The sequence below is a fragment of the Nonomuraea sp. 3-1Str genome, assembly GCF_031570565.1.
GTDB lineage: Bacteria > Actinomycetota > Actinomycetes > Streptosporangiales > Streptosporangiaceae > Nonomuraea.
Genome location: NZ_JALHBK010000004.1, coordinates 127,651 through 144,574, shown reverse-complemented (window position 1 = coordinate 144,574; position 16,924 = coordinate 127,651). Strand labels below are relative to the sequence as shown.

At 72.7% G+C, this 16,924-nt stretch carries 17 protein-coding genes; 3 read left to right on the top strand and 14 right to left on the bottom strand.

The window, feature by feature from the left end; genetic code table 11:
• Positions 1–210 precede the first annotated feature (210 nt).
• Positions 211–1,908 carry a signal peptide peptidase SppA gene (gene sppA, locus MTP10_RS09535; protein ID WP_310708690.1) on the top strand — a complete coding sequence of 566 codons (1,698 nt, stop codon included), beginning with the start codon at positions 211–213 and terminating at the stop codon, positions 1,906–1,908.
• A 71-nt stretch (positions 1,909–1,979) separates the two neighbouring features.
• Here the strand turns inward: sppA and MTP10_RS09530 are convergent, their stop codons facing one another.
• The 7 genes from MTP10_RS09530 to MTP10_RS09500 all read right to left on the bottom strand — a co-directional run bounded on the left by MTP10_RS09530 (position 1,980) and on the right by MTP10_RS09500 (position 6,701).
• Entirely contained in the window at positions 1,980–2,402 is a 423-nt protein-coding gene (locus tag MTP10_RS09530) for a type II toxin-antitoxin system VapC family toxin (protein WP_310708689.1), read from the bottom strand.
• Positions 2,399–2,698: a type II toxin-antitoxin system prevent-host-death family antitoxin gene (locus tag MTP10_RS09525; RefSeq protein WP_310708688.1), complete on the bottom strand. Its 300-nt coding sequence runs from the start codon at positions 2,696–2,698 to the stop codon at positions 2,399–2,401. The genes MTP10_RS09530 and MTP10_RS09525 overlap by 4 nt, the downstream gene beginning before the upstream one ends.
• A gap of 79 nt (positions 2,699–2,777) precedes the next feature.
• Positions 2,778–3,236 carry a flavin reductase family protein gene (locus MTP10_RS09520; RefSeq protein WP_397334442.1) on the bottom strand — a complete coding sequence of 153 codons (459 nt, stop codon included), beginning with the start codon at positions 3,234–3,236 and terminating at the stop codon, positions 2,778–2,780.
• 76 nt (positions 3,237–3,312) lie between these two features.
• Positions 3,313–4,251, bottom strand: a complete 939-nt coding sequence (locus tag MTP10_RS09515) for an ABC transporter substrate-binding protein (protein ID WP_310708686.1) — start codon at positions 4,249–4,251, stop codon at positions 3,313–3,315.
• A complete protein-coding gene (locus MTP10_RS09510) occupies positions 4,251–4,949 on the bottom strand; it encodes an ABC transporter permease subunit (RefSeq protein ID WP_310708685.1) in 699 nt (232 codons plus the stop codon). Before MTP10_RS09510 ends, MTP10_RS09515 begins: the two co-directional genes overlap by 1 nt.
• Positions 4,946–5,635: an ABC transporter permease gene (locus MTP10_RS09505; RefSeq protein WP_310708684.1), complete on the bottom strand. Its 690-nt coding sequence runs from the start codon at positions 5,633–5,635 to the stop codon at positions 4,946–4,948. The genes MTP10_RS09510 and MTP10_RS09505 overlap by 4 nt, the downstream gene beginning before the upstream one ends.
• Positions 5,636–5,639: 4 nt before the next feature.
• A complete protein-coding gene (locus tag MTP10_RS09500; protein WP_310708683.1) occupies positions 5,640–6,701 on the bottom strand; it encodes an ABC transporter ATP-binding protein in 1,062 nt (353 codons plus the stop codon).
• Between the two features lie 276 nt (positions 6,702–6,977).
• Here MTP10_RS09500 and MTP10_RS09495 point away from each other — a divergent pair, with 276 nt between their 5' ends.
• Positions 6,978–8,540, top strand: coding sequence for a hypothetical protein (locus MTP10_RS09495; RefSeq protein ID WP_310708682.1), 1,563 nt, complete (start codon positions 6,978–6,980; stop codon positions 8,538–8,540).
• 31 nt (positions 8,541–8,571) lie between these two features.
• On the opposite strand, the gene MTP10_RS09490 is transcribed toward MTP10_RS09495, so the two are convergent.
• The 6 genes from MTP10_RS09490 to MTP10_RS09465 form a co-directional block, all read right to left on the bottom strand.
• Positions 8,572–9,735: a lipid-transfer protein gene (locus MTP10_RS09490; RefSeq protein ID WP_310708877.1), complete on the bottom strand. Its 1,164-nt coding sequence runs from the start codon at positions 9,733–9,735 to the stop codon at positions 8,572–8,574.
• Between the two features lie 93 nt (positions 9,736–9,828).
• Positions 9,829–10,236 (bottom strand): MaoC/PaaZ C-terminal domain-containing protein, encoded by a 408-nt coding sequence (locus tag MTP10_RS09485; protein WP_310708681.1) that lies wholly within the window; start codon positions 10,234–10,236, stop codon positions 9,829–9,831.
• Positions 10,236–11,186, bottom strand: a complete 951-nt coding sequence (locus tag MTP10_RS09480; protein ID WP_310708680.1) for a bifunctional MaoC family dehydratase N-terminal/OB-fold nucleic acid binding domain-containing protein — start codon at positions 11,184–11,186, stop codon at positions 10,236–10,238. The genes MTP10_RS09485 and MTP10_RS09480 overlap by 1 nt, the downstream gene beginning before the upstream one ends.
• On the bottom strand, positions 11,183–12,337 hold the full coding sequence (locus MTP10_RS09475) for an acyl-CoA dehydrogenase family protein (RefSeq protein WP_310708679.1): 1,155 nt from the start codon (positions 12,335–12,337) through the stop codon (positions 11,183–11,185). The genes MTP10_RS09480 and MTP10_RS09475 overlap by 4 nt, the downstream gene beginning before the upstream one ends.
• On the bottom strand, positions 12,337–13,305 hold the full coding sequence (locus tag MTP10_RS09470) for an acyl-CoA dehydrogenase family protein (RefSeq protein ID WP_310708678.1): 969 nt from the start codon (positions 13,303–13,305) through the stop codon (positions 12,337–12,339). The genes MTP10_RS09475 and MTP10_RS09470 overlap by 1 nt, the downstream gene beginning before the upstream one ends.
• Positions 13,302–14,999, bottom strand: coding sequence for an AMP-binding protein (locus tag MTP10_RS09465; protein WP_310708677.1), 1,698 nt, complete (start codon positions 14,997–14,999; stop codon positions 13,302–13,304). The genes MTP10_RS09470 and MTP10_RS09465 overlap by 4 nt, the downstream gene beginning before the upstream one ends.
• A gap of 188 nt (positions 15,000–15,187) precedes the next feature.
• Between MTP10_RS09465 and MTP10_RS09460 the strand changes: the two genes are divergently transcribed.
• The gene (locus MTP10_RS09460) at positions 15,188–15,901 is read left to right on the top strand and encodes a TetR family transcriptional regulator (protein ID WP_310708676.1); all 714 of its coding nucleotides are present in this window, start codon (positions 15,188–15,190) and stop codon (positions 15,899–15,901) included.
• A gap of 34 nt (positions 15,902–15,935) precedes the next feature.
• On the opposite strand, the gene MTP10_RS09455 is transcribed toward MTP10_RS09460, so the two are convergent.
• Complete coding sequence (locus MTP10_RS09455) at positions 15,936–16,916, bottom strand: helix-turn-helix domain-containing protein (protein ID WP_310708675.1); 981 nt, start codon at positions 16,914–16,916, stop codon at positions 15,936–15,938.
• Between the last annotated feature and the right edge of the window lie 8 nt (positions 16,917–16,924).

Sequence of the window (16,924 nt, the reverse complement as noted above, 5' to 3'; positions counted from 1 at the left end):
GCGCGGAGATCCGCGTCGAAATCCGCCCCGCTGTAACACGTCAGCAGCGGTCCCGCGTGTCGTACCCCTTCACCGCCAGCAGGTCCCGCGCGCGCCGCAGCCTGGCCTAAGGACCGTACTTCTAAGGACCGTACTTCTAAGGAGCACACTTCTAAGGGTCCCTTCGAAGACGGCCGCGTACGTCCGAGATGTGTCGCTTAGGGTGGCTTCATGGACGCAGGCAAGGCGATCTTCGAGACCGTGGACAGGCTTCGTCAGCGGCGCACCGCCCCGCTGGTCCTGGAGCTGGACCTGACCGAGGGCCTCACCGAGGGGCCGCCCACCGACCCGCTGTCCGCCGTGCTGTCCATGCGGAAGCCGCGGCTGGCCGACGTGCTGGCCGGGCTGAAGCGCGGGCGTGCCGACTCCCGGGTCAAGGCGCTGGTCGTGAAGGTCGGCGGGAACCCGCTCGGGCTGGCCGTGGCGCAGGAGCTGCGGGAGGCCGTGACGCGGTTCCGCGCCTCCGGGAAGCTCACCGTGGCCTTCGCCGAGACGTACGGCGAGTTCGGCAACGGAACCGTCCCCTACTACCTCGCGAGCGCCTTCGAGCGCGTCTACCTCCAGCCGAGCGGCGACGTGGGGTTGACCGGCGTGGCGCTGGAGCAGCGGTTCGTCAAGGGGGCGCTGGACAAGCTGGGCGTCGGGTACGAGCTGGGCCAGCGGCACGAGTACAAGACCGCCGCCAACACCTTCACCCAGGACCACATGACCGAGCCGCACCGCGAGTCGATGGAGCGGATCGTCGAGTCCGTCGTCGAGCAGGTGGTCGCGGGCATCGCCGAGGGGCGCCGGCTGGACCCCGCCAAGGTGCGCGAGCTGGTCGACCGCGGGCCGTTCATCGCGTCCGAGGCCCTGGAGACCGGGCTGGTGGACGGGCTGGCCTACCGGGACGAGGTGTACGAGGAGGTCAAGCGGGCCGCCGGGAGCGACGCGCACCTGCAGTACGTGTCCCGGTACGCCAAGGCGGCGGCCGTGCGGAAGCTGCCGCAGCCCACCGCCGACGGGATCGCGCTCGTCCAGGGACACGGGCAGATCAGGATGGGCCGCAGCGGGCGCAGCCCCCTCGGGGGCGGCGGCGCGATGGGGTCCGACACGGTGAGCGCCGCGCTGCGCGCCGCCCGGCGGGACGACCACGTCAAGGCGGTCGTGTTCCGGGTGGACAGCCCCGGCGGCTCGTACGTGGCCTCCGACACCGTGTGGCGCGAAGTGGTGCTGACCCGCAAGGTCAAGCCCGTCATCGTGTCGATGGGCGACCTGGCCGCCTCGGGCGGCTACTTCGTCTCCATGGCCGCGGACGTGATCGTCGCCCAGCCGGGGACGCTGACCGGCTCGATCGGCGTGTTCGGCGGCAAGCCCGTGCTGTCGGAGCTGCTGGACCGGATCGGGATCAACTCCGAGCTGGTGGCCGGCGGCGCGAACGCCGGGATGTTCTCCACCACGCGCGGCTTCTCGCCCGAGCAGTGGGAGCGGGTGAACGCCTGGCTGGACCGCATCTACGACGACTTCGTGGGCAAGGTGGCGCAGTCCCGCGACCTGACCCGCGAGCGCGCCCACGAGCTGGCCCGGGGCCGGGTGTGGACCGGCGCCGACGCGAAGGAGCGCGGGCTGGTGGACGAGCTGGGCGGGCTGGAGGACGCGCTGGGCGTGGCCCGCAAGCGGGCGGGCCTGGCCGACGACGCGCCGGTTCGGCTCTACCCGCGCGTCCACCCGCTGGAGCGGCTGCGCGGGGCGGAGTCGAGCGAGGACAAGGCGGCGGCGCTGACCAGGGTCCGGATCGACGCCTGGGGGCCGCTGGCGCGGCTGTCGGCCGAGCTGGGCCTGCCGGCCGCGGGCCCGCTCGCCCTGCCGGGCTGGTACACGATCCGCTAGCGTCCGTCTGCTCCTCGGCCCGTACCTTGTGACGGCCGAGGAGTTTGTGGACCGTCGACGAGGCTCGCTCGTCAACGCCGATGCGGATGTGTCACCTGGCGGACAGTCAGCAGACCCTCCAATCCTTTGAAGTCATCAGGATTCACCGTGTAGAGCGGAAGCCGGTTGGCGATCGCCACGGAGGCGATGAGCAGGTCCGCGGTGTTGCCGCGTGGATTGCGCCCCGATTCCTTGACGGCCGCGTACACCTGCCCGAAGGCACGGGCCGCGGCCACGTCGAACGGCAGAGGCTCGAACTCTGCCTCGACGCGGGCGAGGACGTCCTGCCTGGTGGCGCGTTTGCGCGGATCGTCTGTCGCCAGAGGCCCGACCGAGAGTTCCGCGAGCGTGATGGTGCTGATGGCCGGCGCGTCAGGCAGCTCGTCGGGATCGAGCCCAGCGGCAAGAATGATCACATTGGTGTCGAGCAGTCCGGCTGCGGCAGGGCCGATCATTCGGGGATCCGCTCGGCTCGCTCCCACGGGTCCTCGCCGGCGTCGTGGAAGGCCGCTCGGACATCGGCTTCGAACTCCTCGTCGTCGATGATCGGAGCGTTTTCGAACACTGCCAGGAAGCGTTCCTTGGGAACGAACGTTCTGCGTCGACTGATCGGGATCACCGTCGCGATCTGATGTCCGTGACGGGTCAACGTGAACGACTTGCCACGCTCGATGGCATCCATGATCTCGCCTGTACGGTTTTTCAGGTCCCGCTGGTTGATCTCAGGAGGCTCGTGCCATGCTCCGCTCATACAGCCACGGTACCCAGCAAGGCCACACTGTGCCACCACGTGGCACCTTTCTTCCGGCATGCCGCGGAACAGCCGGTCTTCAGCCCATCGGGCGGTAGCGGCCTCGGAGGCGGATCAGGGGGGCCAGGGTCGGGGTGACGTAGGTGACGGCCAGGACGCGGGCGAGGAAGAGCGTGTGGTCCCCCGCCGGCACCACCTGGGTCGTCTCCGCCTCCACGGCCGCGACGCCGTTCTCGACGATGATCGCGCCCGAGTGCGGGCCGCGGTGGTGCGGGACGCCCGCCACGAGGTGGCGGGCGCTGGGGCGGCCGGCGGTGGCGAAGCGGCTGGCGATCGCGGCCTGGCCGGACGCCAGGATCGAGGCCGCCCACTGGTCCTGGCGCAGCAGCACCTCGCAGAGGTAGCCGCGGGCGGCCAGGCTGACCAGCACGAGGGGCGGGTCCAGGGAGACGGACATGAGCGCCGACACCGTGGTGCCGAGGTCGTCCCGCCCATCCTGTACGGTCACCACCGCCACACCGGCGGCGAGCTGGGCCATCGCCTCCGTGAATTCCAAGGTCCCCTCCGACGACGGGTGATGACGGGCCCCCGGAGTGAGAGGGCCCGTCACCGGGTCAGGCGAGGCCGTTGCCCGTCAGCCACTCCTTGGCGACCGTGGCCGGCTCGTCCTTGTTGACGCTGATCTTCTGCATCATGTCCAGCAGCGACTGCGTCGTCAGCTTGGCCGAGACCGCGTCCAGCGTGGTCCTGATCGTGTCGGTCGCGGCGGCCTTGTTCACGAGGGGCGTGACGTTCTGCGCGGGGAAGATGTTCTTCGGGTCCTGCAGCGGCACGAGGTTGTTGGCCGTCATCTTGGGGTCGGTGGAGAAGACGTTGCCGACCTGGATGGAGCCGTCCTTGATGGCGTCGGCCGTGGTCGGGCCGGTCGACTTCCACTGCTTGAACTCCAGCCCGTACACCTCCTTGAAGCGCGCCTCCCAGCGCTTCTTGAACTCGGGCGGACCGCCGACGATCATGGTCTTCGACACCTTGGCCAGGTCCTCCATGGTGTTGAGGGACTGCTTGGCCTGCGTGTCCTTGGTGATGGAGAGGGTGTCCTTGTCCTCGGCGGGCGAGGAGGTGAGGACCTCCAGCTCGGCCGGGAGCTTCTCCTTCAGCGCCGCGTTGACGTCGTCGGTCGTGGACGCCTTGTTCTGCAGGTCGATGAAGGCCAGCAGGTTGCCGTTGTACTCCGGCACGACCGTCAGCCCGCCGCTCTTGACCTGGTCGTAGACGACCTCGCGGCTGCCGATGCGGGGCTTCTCCTCGACCTGCACGCCCTTGGCCTCCAGCGCCTGGGCGTAGATGGAGCCGAGCAGCACGCTCTCGTCGAAGTCGAACGAGCCGATGACGGCTTTGCCGCCGCCCGCGCCCGAGGTGCCCGAGGTGGAGCCGCTGGGCGCCGCGCTCGTGGTGTCGAGCGGGTTGCCTCCGCCACCGCCGCCGCCACCGCACGCGGTCAGGGCGAGTGCCGCCGTCAGCAGCACCGCCGCGGTGCCGAACCTACGTCTCATCACGTTGTTTCCCTTTCTGAGGTCACCTGGCGGACCTTCACCCGCCGGCTGACGCCGGGCGAGACCGTCGTCCGCTGGAGAAGCGTGAAGACGAGCTGCACCGCGAGTGCGAACAGCACAATCAGTACTGAACCCCCGACGACGCTCGCGTAATCCTTCGTGGCGAAGCCGTCGATCACGAATCGGCCGAGGCCGCCCAGGCCCGTGTACGCGGCGACCGTGGTGGTCGCGACCACCTGGATGGCCGACAGCCGCAGCCCCAGCAGGATCAGCGGCAGCGCCACCGGCACCAGCACCCGGCCGAGCACCTGCCCGCCGGTCAGGCCCATCCCGTACGCGGCGTCGCGCAGCTCGGGATCGACGCCCCTGATGCCCTCGAACGTGTTGACCAGGATCGGGGGCACAGCCAGCAGCACCAGGGGGATGACGACCGGCAGGATCGAGGCGGTGCCGAGCAGCAGCACGAACAGCACCAGCAGGCCAAGCGTGGGCAGCGCCCGGGCGAGGTTGGCGGTGACGACCACGAGGACGCCGCCCCGGCCGGTGTGCCCGATGAGCAGCCCGAGCGGGATCGCGATGAGCATGGCCAGCGCCAGTGCCAGCAGCGAGAACTCCAGGTGCTCCAGCAGCCGGGCCGGGATGCCGTCGGGGCCGGACCAGTTGGCCGGGTCGCCGAAGAAGTCGCTGAGCCAGCTCACGAGGTCCTCCTGGCTCGCACCCAGGGAGTGAGCAGCCGCTGCGCGAGGACGAGCAGCCCGTCGGCGACCAGGGCGAGCGCCACGATGAGCACGATGCCGACGATGACCGGCGGCAGGAACGGGTTCTGGTACGCGCGGGTGAACAGCATCCCGAGCCCTCCCTGGCCGATCAGCGCGCCGACGCTGACCAGGCTGATGCTGGAGACGGCGACCACTCGCAGCCCGGCGAGCACGACGGGGACGGCGATCGGCAGCTCGACCTGGACGAGGCGGCGCAGCGGCGTGAAGCCCATGGCCACGGCCGACTGGCGCACGTGGTCCGGCACCGCGCCGAGGCCGTCCACGACGGCGGGGATGAGCACGGCCATCGCGTAGAACGTCAACGGGATGATCACCGTGGTCTTGGACAGGCCGGTGACCGAGATCAGCAGCATGAAGACCGGCAGCGACGGCAGCGCGTAGACGACGTTGAACAGCCCGGTCGTCGGCTGGTAGAGCCAGCGCCAGCGGACGCTGGCCAGGCCGAGCGGCAGGGCGAGCAGGAGACCCACGACGATCGGCGCCAGCGACATGACGAGGTGGTCGCCGAGGAGGTCCTTGATGCTGCCGACCCGGCCGGTGTCCCAGTTGCGGGCGACCCACTCCCACAGGGACGGCGGCCCGTCGGCGGCCAACGGCAGGGACATCCGCTCACCCGACATCGGCGGCCTCCGCGAGCGCCTCGTCCAGGGCCTCCCGAGTGGCCACGCCGACGACCTTGCCCTCCTCGTCGACCGCCACCGCGCAGCCGGAGGGCGACAGCAGCGCCGCGTCGAGGGCGGAGCGCATGGAGTCGTGCCCGTGGCGGAACGTGCCGTACGGCTCGGGGGCGCCGTTCCCGGCGCCCGGCACCCAGCCGACCGGCCGGCCGTCCCCGGAGACGACGAGCACCCAGGGCTCCGGCGAGCCTCCGGAGAAGCCCGCGGGCACGGTCAGGTCGGTGCGCAGCCGTAGACCCTCGGTGGAGACGAACTGCAGGCGGCGGATGCCCCGGTCGTGGCCGAGGAACTCCCGCACGAAGTCGTCGGCGGGCTCCGACAGGAGCGTCTTGGGTGCGGCGAGCTGGGCCAGCCTGCCGCCGACGCGGAGCACGGCGACGCGGTCGCCCAGCTTGATGGCCTCGTCGATGTCGTGGGTGACGAAGACGATGGTCTTGTTCAGCTCGGCCTGGAGCCGCAGCAGCTCGTCCTGGAGGCTGGCGCGGACGACCGGGTCGACGGCGCTGAACGGCTCGTCCATGAGCAGCACGGGCGGGTCCGCGGCGAGCGCCCTGGCCACGCCCACGCGCTGCTGCTGGCCGCCGGAGAGCTGGAACGGGTAGCGCTCGCTCATCGCGGTGTCGAGGCCCACGCGTTCGAGCAGCTCCATGGCCCTGGCGCGGGCCTTTCTGCGGTCCCAGCCCAGGAGGAGCGGGACGGTGGCGACGTTGTCGACGATCTTCTTGTGCGGGAAGAGGCCGGCCTGCTGGATGACGTACCCGATGCCGCGCCGCAGGGTGGGCGGGTCGATGCCCTGCACCGGCTCGCCGTCGAGGAGGATGCGCCCCTCGGTCGCGTCGATCATCCGGTTGATCATCCGCAGGGACGTCGTCTTGCCGCAGCCGGACGGCCCGACGAACACGGTGATCTCCCCCGTGGGCGCCTCAAGGGTCAGGCCGTCCACGGCCACCGTGCCGTCCGCGTAACGTTTCGTGACGGCGTCGAATGTGATCACGCGCGACCTCTCGCTTGCCGGGCAGGGCCGCGGCCCCCCCTGCCACGACCGCCGCAAGATCTCTTCGGGCCCACCCTATGACCCCCGATACGGGTGTGTCGCGTCGCCCCGAGGGTTAAACGCTTCACCCCACCAGCGGGAATTCGCAACAAAACGGGATCTAGTGATGCGCCGATGGTGGCGACTTGGCATGATTGCCTCACCATCGGTAAGAACACCGGTACCGCAGGCCCCTTCTCCACCCCCGCATCGCAACACCAGCAAGAGGAACGGCCCGTGACCCAGCCGCTCACCGACCAGCGTGCCCGCGCCGAGTTGGTCGCAGAGCTCTACGACAGTCACGCCGCCGGGCTGTTCGCGTACTGTGCTGACCAGCTCGGCGACCCCGGCTCCGCGGCCGATGTCCTGATGTCCGTCCTCGCCGCCGTCCCCGCCTCCGTCCCGGCCCGCGCCGCGCTGTACGCGCTCGCCCGCCGCGAGATCGGCCGCCGCGACGTCGCCTACACGCCCCCTGTCGTCGATCCCCTCATCGATCCCGCCTCCGCCCTGGTGGAGCGCGCGCTGCACGAGCTGCGCCCGCACCACCGCGAGGTGCTGCTGCTCTCCGAGGTGTGCGGCCTGGACCGCGCCGAGCTGGCCTGGGTGCTCGACGTGGCGCCCGACACGGCCGGCGAGCTCCTGGACGCCGCCGCCCACCGCTACCGGCGCCTGCTCGGCGCCGCGCTCGACCGCGCGGCCGCCCGGCGCGTGCCGAAGCCGGTGGCCGACGTGTACGGGGCGCTGGGCGTCGCGCCGCTGCGCGACGTGCTCGGCCGCCTGCCGTGGCCGGAGCCGCCCGCCGCGCTGCGGGTGCACTTCGCCGGCTCCCGTACGGCCGGCACCGCGCCGATGTTCGTCAGGCCGCGCTGGCGGGTGCCGCCGGTCTGGCCGCTGCCGCTCGGCGCCCGTGCCCCGCTGACCAGCCCCGGGCTGTCCCCCGCCGAGCTGCTCAAGCCGCCGTCGCCGTCCCGCGTGCCGCCGCACGAGGCCACGACCGAGCCGATGCCGACGGTGGGCGACCCGTTCGCCCCGACCGACCGTGCCCGGCCGGGCACGGGGCTCACGCGGCCGTGGCAGGCGTTCACCTCCGCCCGCGACCAGGGGCTCGTCACGCGGGGACAGCCGCGGACCGGGGACTCCGGGGAACGGCCGGCCCTCCGGCCGAGCGGTGGTCCAGGCGGCGGTCCGGGCGGTGACGTGTTCGCCACGGGAGACGTGTTCCCGGTGCCCCGCGCCGCCCATACGGGCGTCCTGGCCGGGCCGGTGGCGGGTGACGTGCTGGACGACGAGCCGGCCACGCAGGAGATGCCCGCGATCCGGGCCGGTGACGTGCTCGTCCACAAGACGCCCGACTCCCCGGGCGCGACCGGGGGGAGCGGCGCGCCGGGCAGCCTGTTCGCCCGGCGCGACCGGCCGGCCGAGCCGGTCTACCGGCTGCCGCTCCCGGCGGACGGCGACAAGCCCACGCCCGTGACCGCGTCGGCGTCGGCGTCGGCGTCGGCGTCCACGACGACCTCGTCCCCCACCGCCACGGAGCCCGCGAGCGGGGACGGGGCCGATGACGCCGGTGCCGCCGCCGCCAAGCCGCCGAAGCCCCGCAGGGACGCCCCGCCCAAGCCGCTGCGCTCGGGCAGGGACGCCCCGCCCAGGCCGCCGCGCTCCGGCAAGGGCGCGCCGCGCAAGGGACGGCCGCGCCCGCGCCGGCACCACGACTGGGCGTGGGAGCTGATCGGGTTCCTGATCTGCGTGGCGATCGCGATGATCGTGTTCTTCTCGGTCCCCGCCCTGCTCAGTCCCTGACGGTCACCGGCCCCCGGGCGGGACGGGGCGGTCAGCCGGCGGAGAGGATCAGGCCGCTGGTCGGCACGCCCGTCCCGGCCGTCACCAGGACGTGCTCCACCTCGGGCACCTGGTTGGCCGACGTGCCGCGGATCTGGCGCACGGCCTCGGCGATGCCGTTCATGCCATGGATGTACGCCTCGCCGAGCTGGCCGCCGTGCGGGTTGACCGGGAGCCGGCCGCCCAGCTCGATGCCGCCGTCGCGCAGGAACCCGGCGGCCTCGCCCCGGCCGCAGAACCCCAGCTCCTCCAGCTGCGCGAGGACGAACGGGGTGAAGTGGTCGTACAGGATGGCGGTCTGCACGTCCTGCGGGGTGAGCCCGGACGCCTCCCACAGCTGGCGGCCGACGACGGACATCTCGGGCAGGCCGGTCATGTCGTCCCGGTAGTAGCTGGTCATCATCAGCTGCCCCTCCCCGGCCCCCTGCGCGGCGGCCGTGACCACGGCGGGAGAGCGCCGCAGGTCCCGCGCCCGCTCGGCGGAGGTGACGACCAGGGCCACCGCCCCGTCGCTCTCCTGGCAGCAGTCGAACAGCCGCAGCGGCTCCACGATCCAGCGCGACGCCTGGTGCTCCTCCAGCGTGATGGGCCGCTGGTAGAACCAGGCGGCCGGGTTCGTGGCGGCGTGGCGGCGCATCGCCACCGCGACCCGGCCGAAGTCCTCGGACGTGGCGCCGTAGGCGTGCATGTACCGCCGGGCGAACATCGCCACCCACGCCGCCGGCGTCATCAGCCCGAACGGCACGTGCCAGCTCATCTCCAGCCCCTGTGACGTCGGCTGGCCGCCCAGCCGCGCGTCGGGCTGCCCGAAGCGCCGGCCCGACCGCTCGTTGAAGGCCCGGTAGCAGACGACCGTGCGGGCCATGCCGGTGGCGACGGCCATGACGGCGTGCGCCACCGTCCCGCAGGCCGCGCCGCCGCCGTACTCGACCCGGGAGAAGAACGTCAGGTCGCCCGCCCCGATCTCCCGGGCCACGGCGATCTCCTGGTTGGTGTCCTGGGTGAAGGTCACCATCCCGTCCACCTCGGACGGGTCGAGGCCGGCGTCGTCCAGCGCCGCGAACACGGCCTCGGCGGCCAGCCGGAGCTCCGACCGGCCGGAGTCCTTGCTGAACTCGGTGGCGCCGATGCCCGCGATGGCGGCTCGCGATCCCAACACGTACTGGCTCCTCATGGTTCTTCGGACAAGGCCCGCGCTCGGGGAGAAGGGCGCCGTCGGGGAGGAGGGCGCTCTAGGGGGAAGGGTGCCCTAGGGAAGAAGGGTGAAGGTGACGGTGGCGGTGGCGTGGTCGCCGAGGCTGACCTTGCCGCGCACCTCGACCGTGTAGTCGGACCCGTCCCGCGTGACGATCGTGCCGTTGAAGCTCAGGCGGTCGCCCGCGTACGCGGGCACGCCGAGCTTGACGTTGATGCGCCTGATGATCGCCTCAGGCCCCGTCCAGTCGGTGACGTACCGCTCGACCAGGCCCATCGTGGTCAGGATGTTGAGGAAGATGTCCTTGGAGCCCTGCGCGCGCGCACCGCCGACGTCGTGGTGGACCGGAGTGAAGTCCATGGTGGCCAGGGCGGTGGAGACGACCACCGTGGGCGTGAGGTCGATCGACAGCTCGGGCAGGACCGCGCCGATCTCGATCTGGTCTTCGGTCAGCGTCCGCATCACGACTCCCGTGGCGCCCACATAGGAAGGATCAGTTCGTCGTCCATTGCCCGATAGGTCGCGCGCAACTTCATACCGATACCCACCGCGTCAGGCGGGCAGTCCACGACATTGCCCACAATCCTCACCCCTTCCGGCAGTTCCACCACGGCCACCACGAAAGGCGTCTCGCGTCCCGGGACCGGCGGGTGGTGGTGGACGACGTAGCTGAAGACCGTGCCCTCGCCCCGGGCGACGACGTACGACCGGTTGGCCGAGCGGCAGGCCGGGCAGACGGGGCCGGGCGGGTGCCGGAGCCGGCCGCAGTCGGCGCAGCTCTGGATGCGCAGCTCGCCGTCCCGCACGCCGTCCCAGAAGAACGCGGTGTCCCGGTTCCGCGCGGGTCTCAGCGGGTACGGCTCGCGCCCCGCCGGCTCCGGCCGCACGACGGGGGGCGGGCCCTCCCGTCGCCGGTGGGGCCGGAACTTGAGCACCCGGAACATCATCTCGGCGACCGGCTCGTCCCCCTCGCCGTACCAGGTGACGTTCCACGTGGCGAAGTACCCCTCGCCCAGCGCGGTGCGCTTGGGGCCGGTCAGGCCCGAGAAGCGGGTGGCCGGCGTGAGCCGCTCGCCCACGCGCGCGTGGCGGTGGTAGGTCTGCTCGCAGTTGGTCGCCACCACGCCTGTGTAGCCCCCGGCGTCCAGCGCGGCCAGCATGTCGTCCACCGGCGAGCGGTCCTTGGCGTCGCGCCGGACGCCGGGCATCGTCCAGACCTGGGCCATCGCCGGCGGGGCGATGCCCTTGTCGAGGTACGTCCGGTTGGTGTCGCCCATCGCGTCCAGCCAGTGCCTGATCATCGGCAGGTTGACGGGGTCGGCGGCCGGGGTGCCGCGCACCTCCCCCAGCGCGGCCTGCTTGTCCGCGAGCTCCCGCAGCTCCGGCTCGCTCATCCGGGTGGGCCCGGTCATCGGGGCGGCCTCGGCAGGTTCAGGCCGAGCATGGCGATCAGCTCCCGCTGCACCTCGTTGACGCCGCCGCCGAAGGTCAGCACGACGGCGCCCTTGACCCCGTGGTCCACGCGTTCGAGCAGCTCGGCGGTCTCCGGGTCGGACGGGTCGCCGTACCGGGCGAGCACGTCGCCGACCAGCCGGCCGACCTCCTGCATCCGCTCCGAGCCGTAGATCTTGGTGGCGGAGGCGTCGGGCGCCCCCAGCCAGCCGAGGTCCATGTTGGCGGCCACCTGCCAGTTGAGCAGCTCGTTCGTACGGAAGTAGGCGCGCACCCGGCCGAGCGCCCGGCGCACGTCCGGCTCGCCGGCCAGCCCCGTACGGCGCGCCCAGGCCAGGAACCGGTCGTAGGTCTGGCCGAGGTTGCCGGCCGGCCCCAGCGTGACCCGCTCGTGGTTGAGCTGGTTGACGATGAGGTCCCAGCCCTTGTCCACCTCGCCGACGACCATGTCCACCGGGACGCGGACGTCGGAGTAGTACGTGGCGTTGGTGTGGTGGCGGCCGTCCATGGTGACGATCGGCGTCCACGAGTAACCCGGGTCGGCCGTGGAGGCGATCATCATGGTGATGCCCTTGTGCTTCTTCGCCCCGGGGTTCGTGCGGGCGGCCAGCCAGATGTACTGCGCGTAGTGGGCGCCGCTGGTGAAGATCTTCTGGCCGTTGACGACGTAGTGGTCGCCGTCGAGGACCGCGGTGGTGCGCAGCGAGGCCAGGTCCGTGCCCGCCTCGGGCTCGCTGTAGCCGATGGCGAAGTGGCACTCCCCGGCCAGGATGCGGGGCAGGAAGAACTCCTTCTGCTCCGGCGTGCCGTACTGCATCAGCGTGGGCCCGACGGTCTGCAGCGTGATGATCGGGTACGGCACGCCGGCGCGGGCGATCTCGTTGGCGAAGATCTGCTGCTCGACGGGGCCGAAGCCGCCTCCGCCGTACTCCTTCGGCCAGCCGAGGCCGAGCTTGCCGTCGCGGCCGAGGCGGCGGCAGTGCTCCATGTACGTCTCGCCGAACGGGTCGTCGGCGATCTTGCGGCGTTCGTCGTCGGTGAGACAGTGACGGAAGTACTCGCGCAGCTCGTCGCGGAGCCCGCGCTGGTCCGGGGTCAGGTCGATGAGCATCAGGCGAGCGCTCCGATCAGGTCGAGCTGGGCGTCCTGGCCGCCGAGCAGGAACGACAGGTGCTTGGCTTGGGCGAAGTACCGGTGCAGCGGGTAGGTCACGTCGAGGCCGAGGCCGCCGTGCAGGTGCTGGCAGGTGTAGAGCGCCCTGAACGCCTCGCCGACGTGGAAGGCGGCCAGCGCCACGTCCTCCTCGGCCGGCAGGCCCTCGCCCAGCCGCCAGACGGCCGACCACATGGCCACGTCCAGTGCCCGCCCGGCGATGTAGACGTCGGCGATCTGCATGGTCACGGCCTGGAACTGCGCCAGCGCCCGGTCGAACTGCCGGCGCGTCCTGATGTAGCCGGTGGTCAGCTCCAGCGCCCCGGCGAGCACGCCGCTCGCCTGGGCGGCCACGGCGGCGGTGAGGACGTGCCGCAGGCCGTCCACGGCCTCGGGTCCGGCGACCCGCTCCGCGGGGGTCCGGTCGAGGACGACGGTGGCGGCGGGCTCCCCGGTGGAGGCGAACTCGGGCCTCGACTCGGGCTCCGACACCAGGAACACGCCTGCGTCGGCGGTGACCAGGACGTCGGACTCCAGGTACGGGACGCCGGTCTTCCGGCCGGTCAGCACCCAGCCGTCGCCGGTCCGGTCCGCGGTGGTCGCGGGCGGGTCGGCCGGGGCCCGGCCGGGCTCCCTGAGCGCGATGGTGGCGGAGCGCTCCTGCTGGGGGCGGGTGCCGTGCCGGCTGAGGAACAGCGAGGCGGCCAGGGCCGGCAACGCGGGCACCGACGCGGCGCGGGCACCGACCTCGCGCAGCACCACGGCCATCTCGACGGGGCCGAGCCCCGCGCCACCGGCCTCCTCGGGCAGGCAGACGCCGAGCAGCCCGGCCTCGCGCAGCCGCCGCCCGGGTTCGTCCTTCGTGAGCAGCTCGGCGGTCAGCTCGCGCAGGTCGCGCCGGGTCTCGTCCAGGCCGAAGTCCATCATTCCTCCCGTAGGTGTGCCAGTAGGTGTGCGCGGCCGTTCCTGGCGAAGTCGTCCTCGATGGCCTTGACGTCGTCCTCCTCCAGCCGCCGCCACCCGTCCCGGGCGGGAGACGGCCCGGGCGGACGCCACCAGACGGGGTCGGCCGTGCGCCAGGCGTCGCGGGCGAGCACGCGCTTGACGACCTTGTGCGAGGCGGTCTGCGGCAGAGCCGGCGCGATGCGGACGTAGCGGGGCACGGCCTTACGGCCGACGTCGGGCCGGGCGGCGAGGAAGGAGGCGAACGCGGCCGGGGAGAACGGTTCGGCCATCACCAGCGCCGCCATCGGCTGGTCGCCGGCCGCCGCGTCGGGCACCGGGTACACCGCCGCCTCCACCACGCCGGGGAACTCCCGCAGGGCCGCCTCGATCGGGGCCACCGCCAGGTTCTCACCGTCCACGCGCAGCCGCTCGGTGCCGCGGCCGGCGAAGAACACGTGGCCGCGCGCGTCGGCGTAGGCGAGGTCACCCGACCAGAACGCGCCGTCGCGCAGCCGCTCGGCGTCCGCCTCGGGGTCGTCGTAGTAGCCGTCGAACAGGCCCGCGCCGGCCACGTTGACCAGCTCGCCGATGGCCTCGTCCGGGTTGAGCAGCCGGCCGTCCTCGACGCGCGCCGGGGGGCAGCGGGCGCCGGTGAACGGGTCGCGGATCTCGACGTCGTCCGGCAGCCGGCCGAGCGACCCCGGCGGGGCGGCCGGGTCCGGGGTGAGGGAGATCGCGGTCTCCGTGGACCCGAACGCGTCGATCACCCGGCAGCCGAACCGCTCGCCGAAGCGCCTGGTCGCCGTGGCGCTGCCCTCGTTGCCGAAGGCCAGGCGGAGCGGGTTGCCGGCGTCGTCGGGGCGGTCCGGGGTGGCGAGGACGTACGACAGGGCCTTGCCGACGTAGTGCAGGTACGTGCAGCCGTACCGCCTGACGTCGGGCAGCAGGCCGGAGGCCGAGAACCTGCGCCGCAACGCCAGCGCGGCGCCCGACGCGACGGCCGGGGCGTAGGCGGCCATGAGGGCGCCGGAGTGGAACAGCGGCATCGAGCAGTAGACGACGTCGTCAGGGGTGAGCAGAGCGCCCAGGCTGCGGCCGGGCACGGCGAGCTTGCGCTGGGTGATCCGCACGGCCCGGGGACGCCCGGAGGTGCCGGAGGTGAAGATCAGCATCACCAGGTCGCCGGGCCCGGGCCCCGCCCCCTCCGTGGGCGCGGTCAGCTCCGTGGGGGCGGTCGGCTCCGTGGGGGCGGAATCGGCCGCGAGCGTCGCGAAGGGGGCGCGGGGCACGCCGAGGTCGCGGGCCAGCCGGGTGGCGGACTCCTCGTACGGCTCGTCGTACAGGAGCAGGGCGACGTGGGTCGCCGCGGCGTCGCGGGACAGCTCGGCGGGCGAGCGCGTGGGGTTCAGCGCGACCACCACGGACCCGCCCAGGGCGGCTGCGCCCACGAGGAACAGCAGCTCGGGCACGTTGTCGCAGAGCACGCCGACGTGCGGCCGGCCGGCGGCGCGGGCCGCGCGCCAGGAGGGGACGGTACGGGTGCCGAGCCAGCCGGCGGCGGCCCGGCAGGCCGCCACGTGCTCACGCCAGGACCACTCCCGGCCTTCGAAGAGCAGGCCGGGACGGTCGTCGCCGGCCCGTGCCAGGAGCAGGGCGGCGAGCGTGTCCGCGGGCATGGCGCCTCCAACAAGCGCTCGGTCAAACGATCCGCAAACTAGAACAGATTCTAGTATTTGTCCAGCGCCCACACACCCCCAGAAGTCCCGATATATGCGTGTAACGCCGTGGACATGGGCCTATACAGGGTTCTTTGTGACTCGTCAGTAACAAGCCGTGCCAGGAAGAAATCAGATAACGTGTTCTTATGCGTACTCCGCACGCGGCCGTCACCGCGCCCTCCGTCGACACCGAGGGGACCATGGTGAGCCATCCCACGCCTGGCGGGCCCACTGCCGAGGGACAGGGTGCCGATGCACAGGGCGCCGGTGGGCAGGGTGCCGGTGGGCACAGTGTCCGCACGCGCAGCCAGCACCAGCGCCGCAAGCGGATCGTCCAGGCCGCCGCCGCCCTCGCCTCGCGCGGCGGCGTCGAGGCCATGCAGATGCGCACCGTCGCCGAGCGGGCCGGCGTCGCGCTCGGCACCCTGTACCGCTACTTCCCGTCCAAGATGGATCTGGTCGTCGCGGTGGTCGGCGAGGAGATCGACCTGCTGGAGAGCAGCATCGAGCGCCGCCCGCCGAGCGCGTCGACCCCGGCGGGGCGGGCCGTGGACGTGCTGATGCGCGCCACGCGCGGCCTCATGCGCGAGCCGGAGCTGGCCGACGCGCTGATTCGCTCACTCATCCTGGCCGAGGTCGAGACGCCGTTCGGCGACCGCATGACCGGCCTGCTGCTGCGGGTCTCGGCCGCGGGGCTGACCCGCGACCAGGCCACCGAGGAGCAGGTCGCCCTGGCCGGCTCGCTGTCCAGCATCTGGGTCCAGGAGCTGCTGGAGATGCTGCGCGGCCGGCGCACCTACGACCAGATCCAGCGCCGCATCGAGATCGCCGCCGACCGCCTCCTCACCGGCATCGCCTGACCCGCCCGACGTGAGCGGCCGGGCCCGACCGGGCTCAGGCCCGCGCCGGCTCCTCGCGTGTGGCGCGGAACGTGCGGCGGTAGACGTGCGGCGAGACGCCCAGCGCGGCGTGCAGATGCCGCCGGAACGACGCCGCCGTGCCGAAGCCCGCGCGGTCCGCCACCCCGTCCATCGGCAGGTCGCTCGTCTCCAGCAGGCGGCGGGCCAGCTCGATCCGTTGCCGCGTGAGCCACTGCCCCGGGCTCGTCCCCACCTCGTCACGGAAGCGCCGGGTGAACGTGCGCCTGCTCATGCCCGCGTGCCGGGCCAGGTCGGCGAGTTGGAGAGGCTCGCCGAGACGGCTCAGCGCCCACGCCCGGGTCGGCGCCGTGCCGGCGGTGGACGGCTCCGGCACCGGGTGCTCGATGTACTGCGCCTGGCCGCCGTCGCGCCAGGGCGGGACGACGCAGCTGCGCGCCACCTGGTTGGCGACCTCGCTGCCGTGGTCGCGGCGCAGCAGGTGCAGGCAGAGGTCCACGCCGGAGGACGCGCCGGCGGAGGTGAGCACGTCGCCGTCGTCCACGAACAGCACCCCGGCGTCCATCCGCACCCGCGGGAAGGTCGCGGCGAAGCGCTCGGCGTGCTTCCAGTGGGTGGTGGCCGGGCGGTCGTCCAGCAGCCCGGCGGCGGCCAGGACGAAGGTGGCCACGCAGATCGACACCGTCCGCGCGCCGGGCCGTACCCGGGAGAGGGCTTCGAGCAGGCCGGGCGGCAGGTCGTCCGGGCCCGTGACGGCCGAGTGGGAGGAGGCGGCGGGCAGCACGACGGTGTCGGCCGTCGCGAGCGCATCGGCGTCGTGCGCGGCGGCGATGGAGAAGTCGGCGGCCGTGCGCACCGGCCCGCCGTCGAGCGTGCAGGTCAGCACCTCGTAGAGCGGCTCACCGGCCGGGCCGCGGGCCGTGGCGAAAATCCTCGACGGGATGCTCAGCTCGAACGGGATGACGCCGTCGAGCGCCAGGACGGCCACACGATGCATGGCCCGAT

Bases quoted from the DNA above. Each gene is read 5' to 3' on its own strand.
- MTP10_RS09475 (WP_310708679.1), bottom strand. From the start codon at position 12,337: ATGCTCATCGACCTGACCCCGGACCAGCGCGGGCTCCGCGACGAGCTG.
- MTP10_RS09480 (WP_310708680.1), bottom strand. From the start codon at position 11,186: ATGACCGGGCCCACCCGGATGAGCGAGCCGGAGCTGCGGGAGCTCGCG.
- MTP10_RS09470 (WP_310708678.1), bottom strand. From the start codon at position 13,305: ATGATGGACTTCGGCCTGGACGAGACCCGGCGCGACCTGCGCGAGCTG.
- MTP10_RS09520 (WP_397334442.1), bottom strand. From the start codon at position 3,236: ATGGCCCAGCTCGCCGCCGGTGTGGCGGTGGTGACCGTACAGGATGGG.
- MTP10_RS09505 (WP_310708684.1), bottom strand. From the start codon at position 5,635: ATGTCCCTGCCGTTGGCCGCCGACGGGCCGCCGTCCCTGTGGGAGTGG.
- MTP10_RS09485 (WP_310708681.1), bottom strand. From the start codon at position 10,236: ATGCGGACGCTGACCGAAGACCAGATCGAGATCGGCGCGGTCCTGCCC.
- MTP10_RS09525 (WP_310708688.1), bottom strand. From the start codon at position 2,698: ATGAGCGGAGCATGGCACGAGCCTCCTGAGATCAACCAGCGGGACCTG.
- sppA (WP_310708690.1), top strand. From the start codon at position 211: ATGGACGCAGGCAAGGCGATCTTCGAGACCGTGGACAGGCTTCGTCAG.
- MTP10_RS09460 (WP_310708676.1), top strand. From the start codon at position 15,188: ATGCGTACTCCGCACGCGGCCGTCACCGCGCCCTCCGTCGACACCGAG.
- MTP10_RS09455 (WP_310708675.1), bottom strand. From the start codon at position 16,916: ATGCATCGTGTGGCCGTCCTGGCGCTCGACGGCGTCATCCCGTTCGAG.
- MTP10_RS09530 (WP_310708689.1), bottom strand. From the start codon at position 2,402: ATGATCGGCCCTGCCGCAGCCGGACTGCTCGACACCAATGTGATCATT.
- MTP10_RS09515 (WP_310708686.1), bottom strand. From the start codon at position 4,251: ATGAGACGTAGGTTCGGCACCGCGGCGGTGCTGCTGACGGCGGCACTC.
- MTP10_RS09465 (WP_310708677.1), bottom strand. From the start codon at position 14,999: ATGCCCGCGGACACGCTCGCCGCCCTGCTCCTGGCACGGGCCGGCGAC.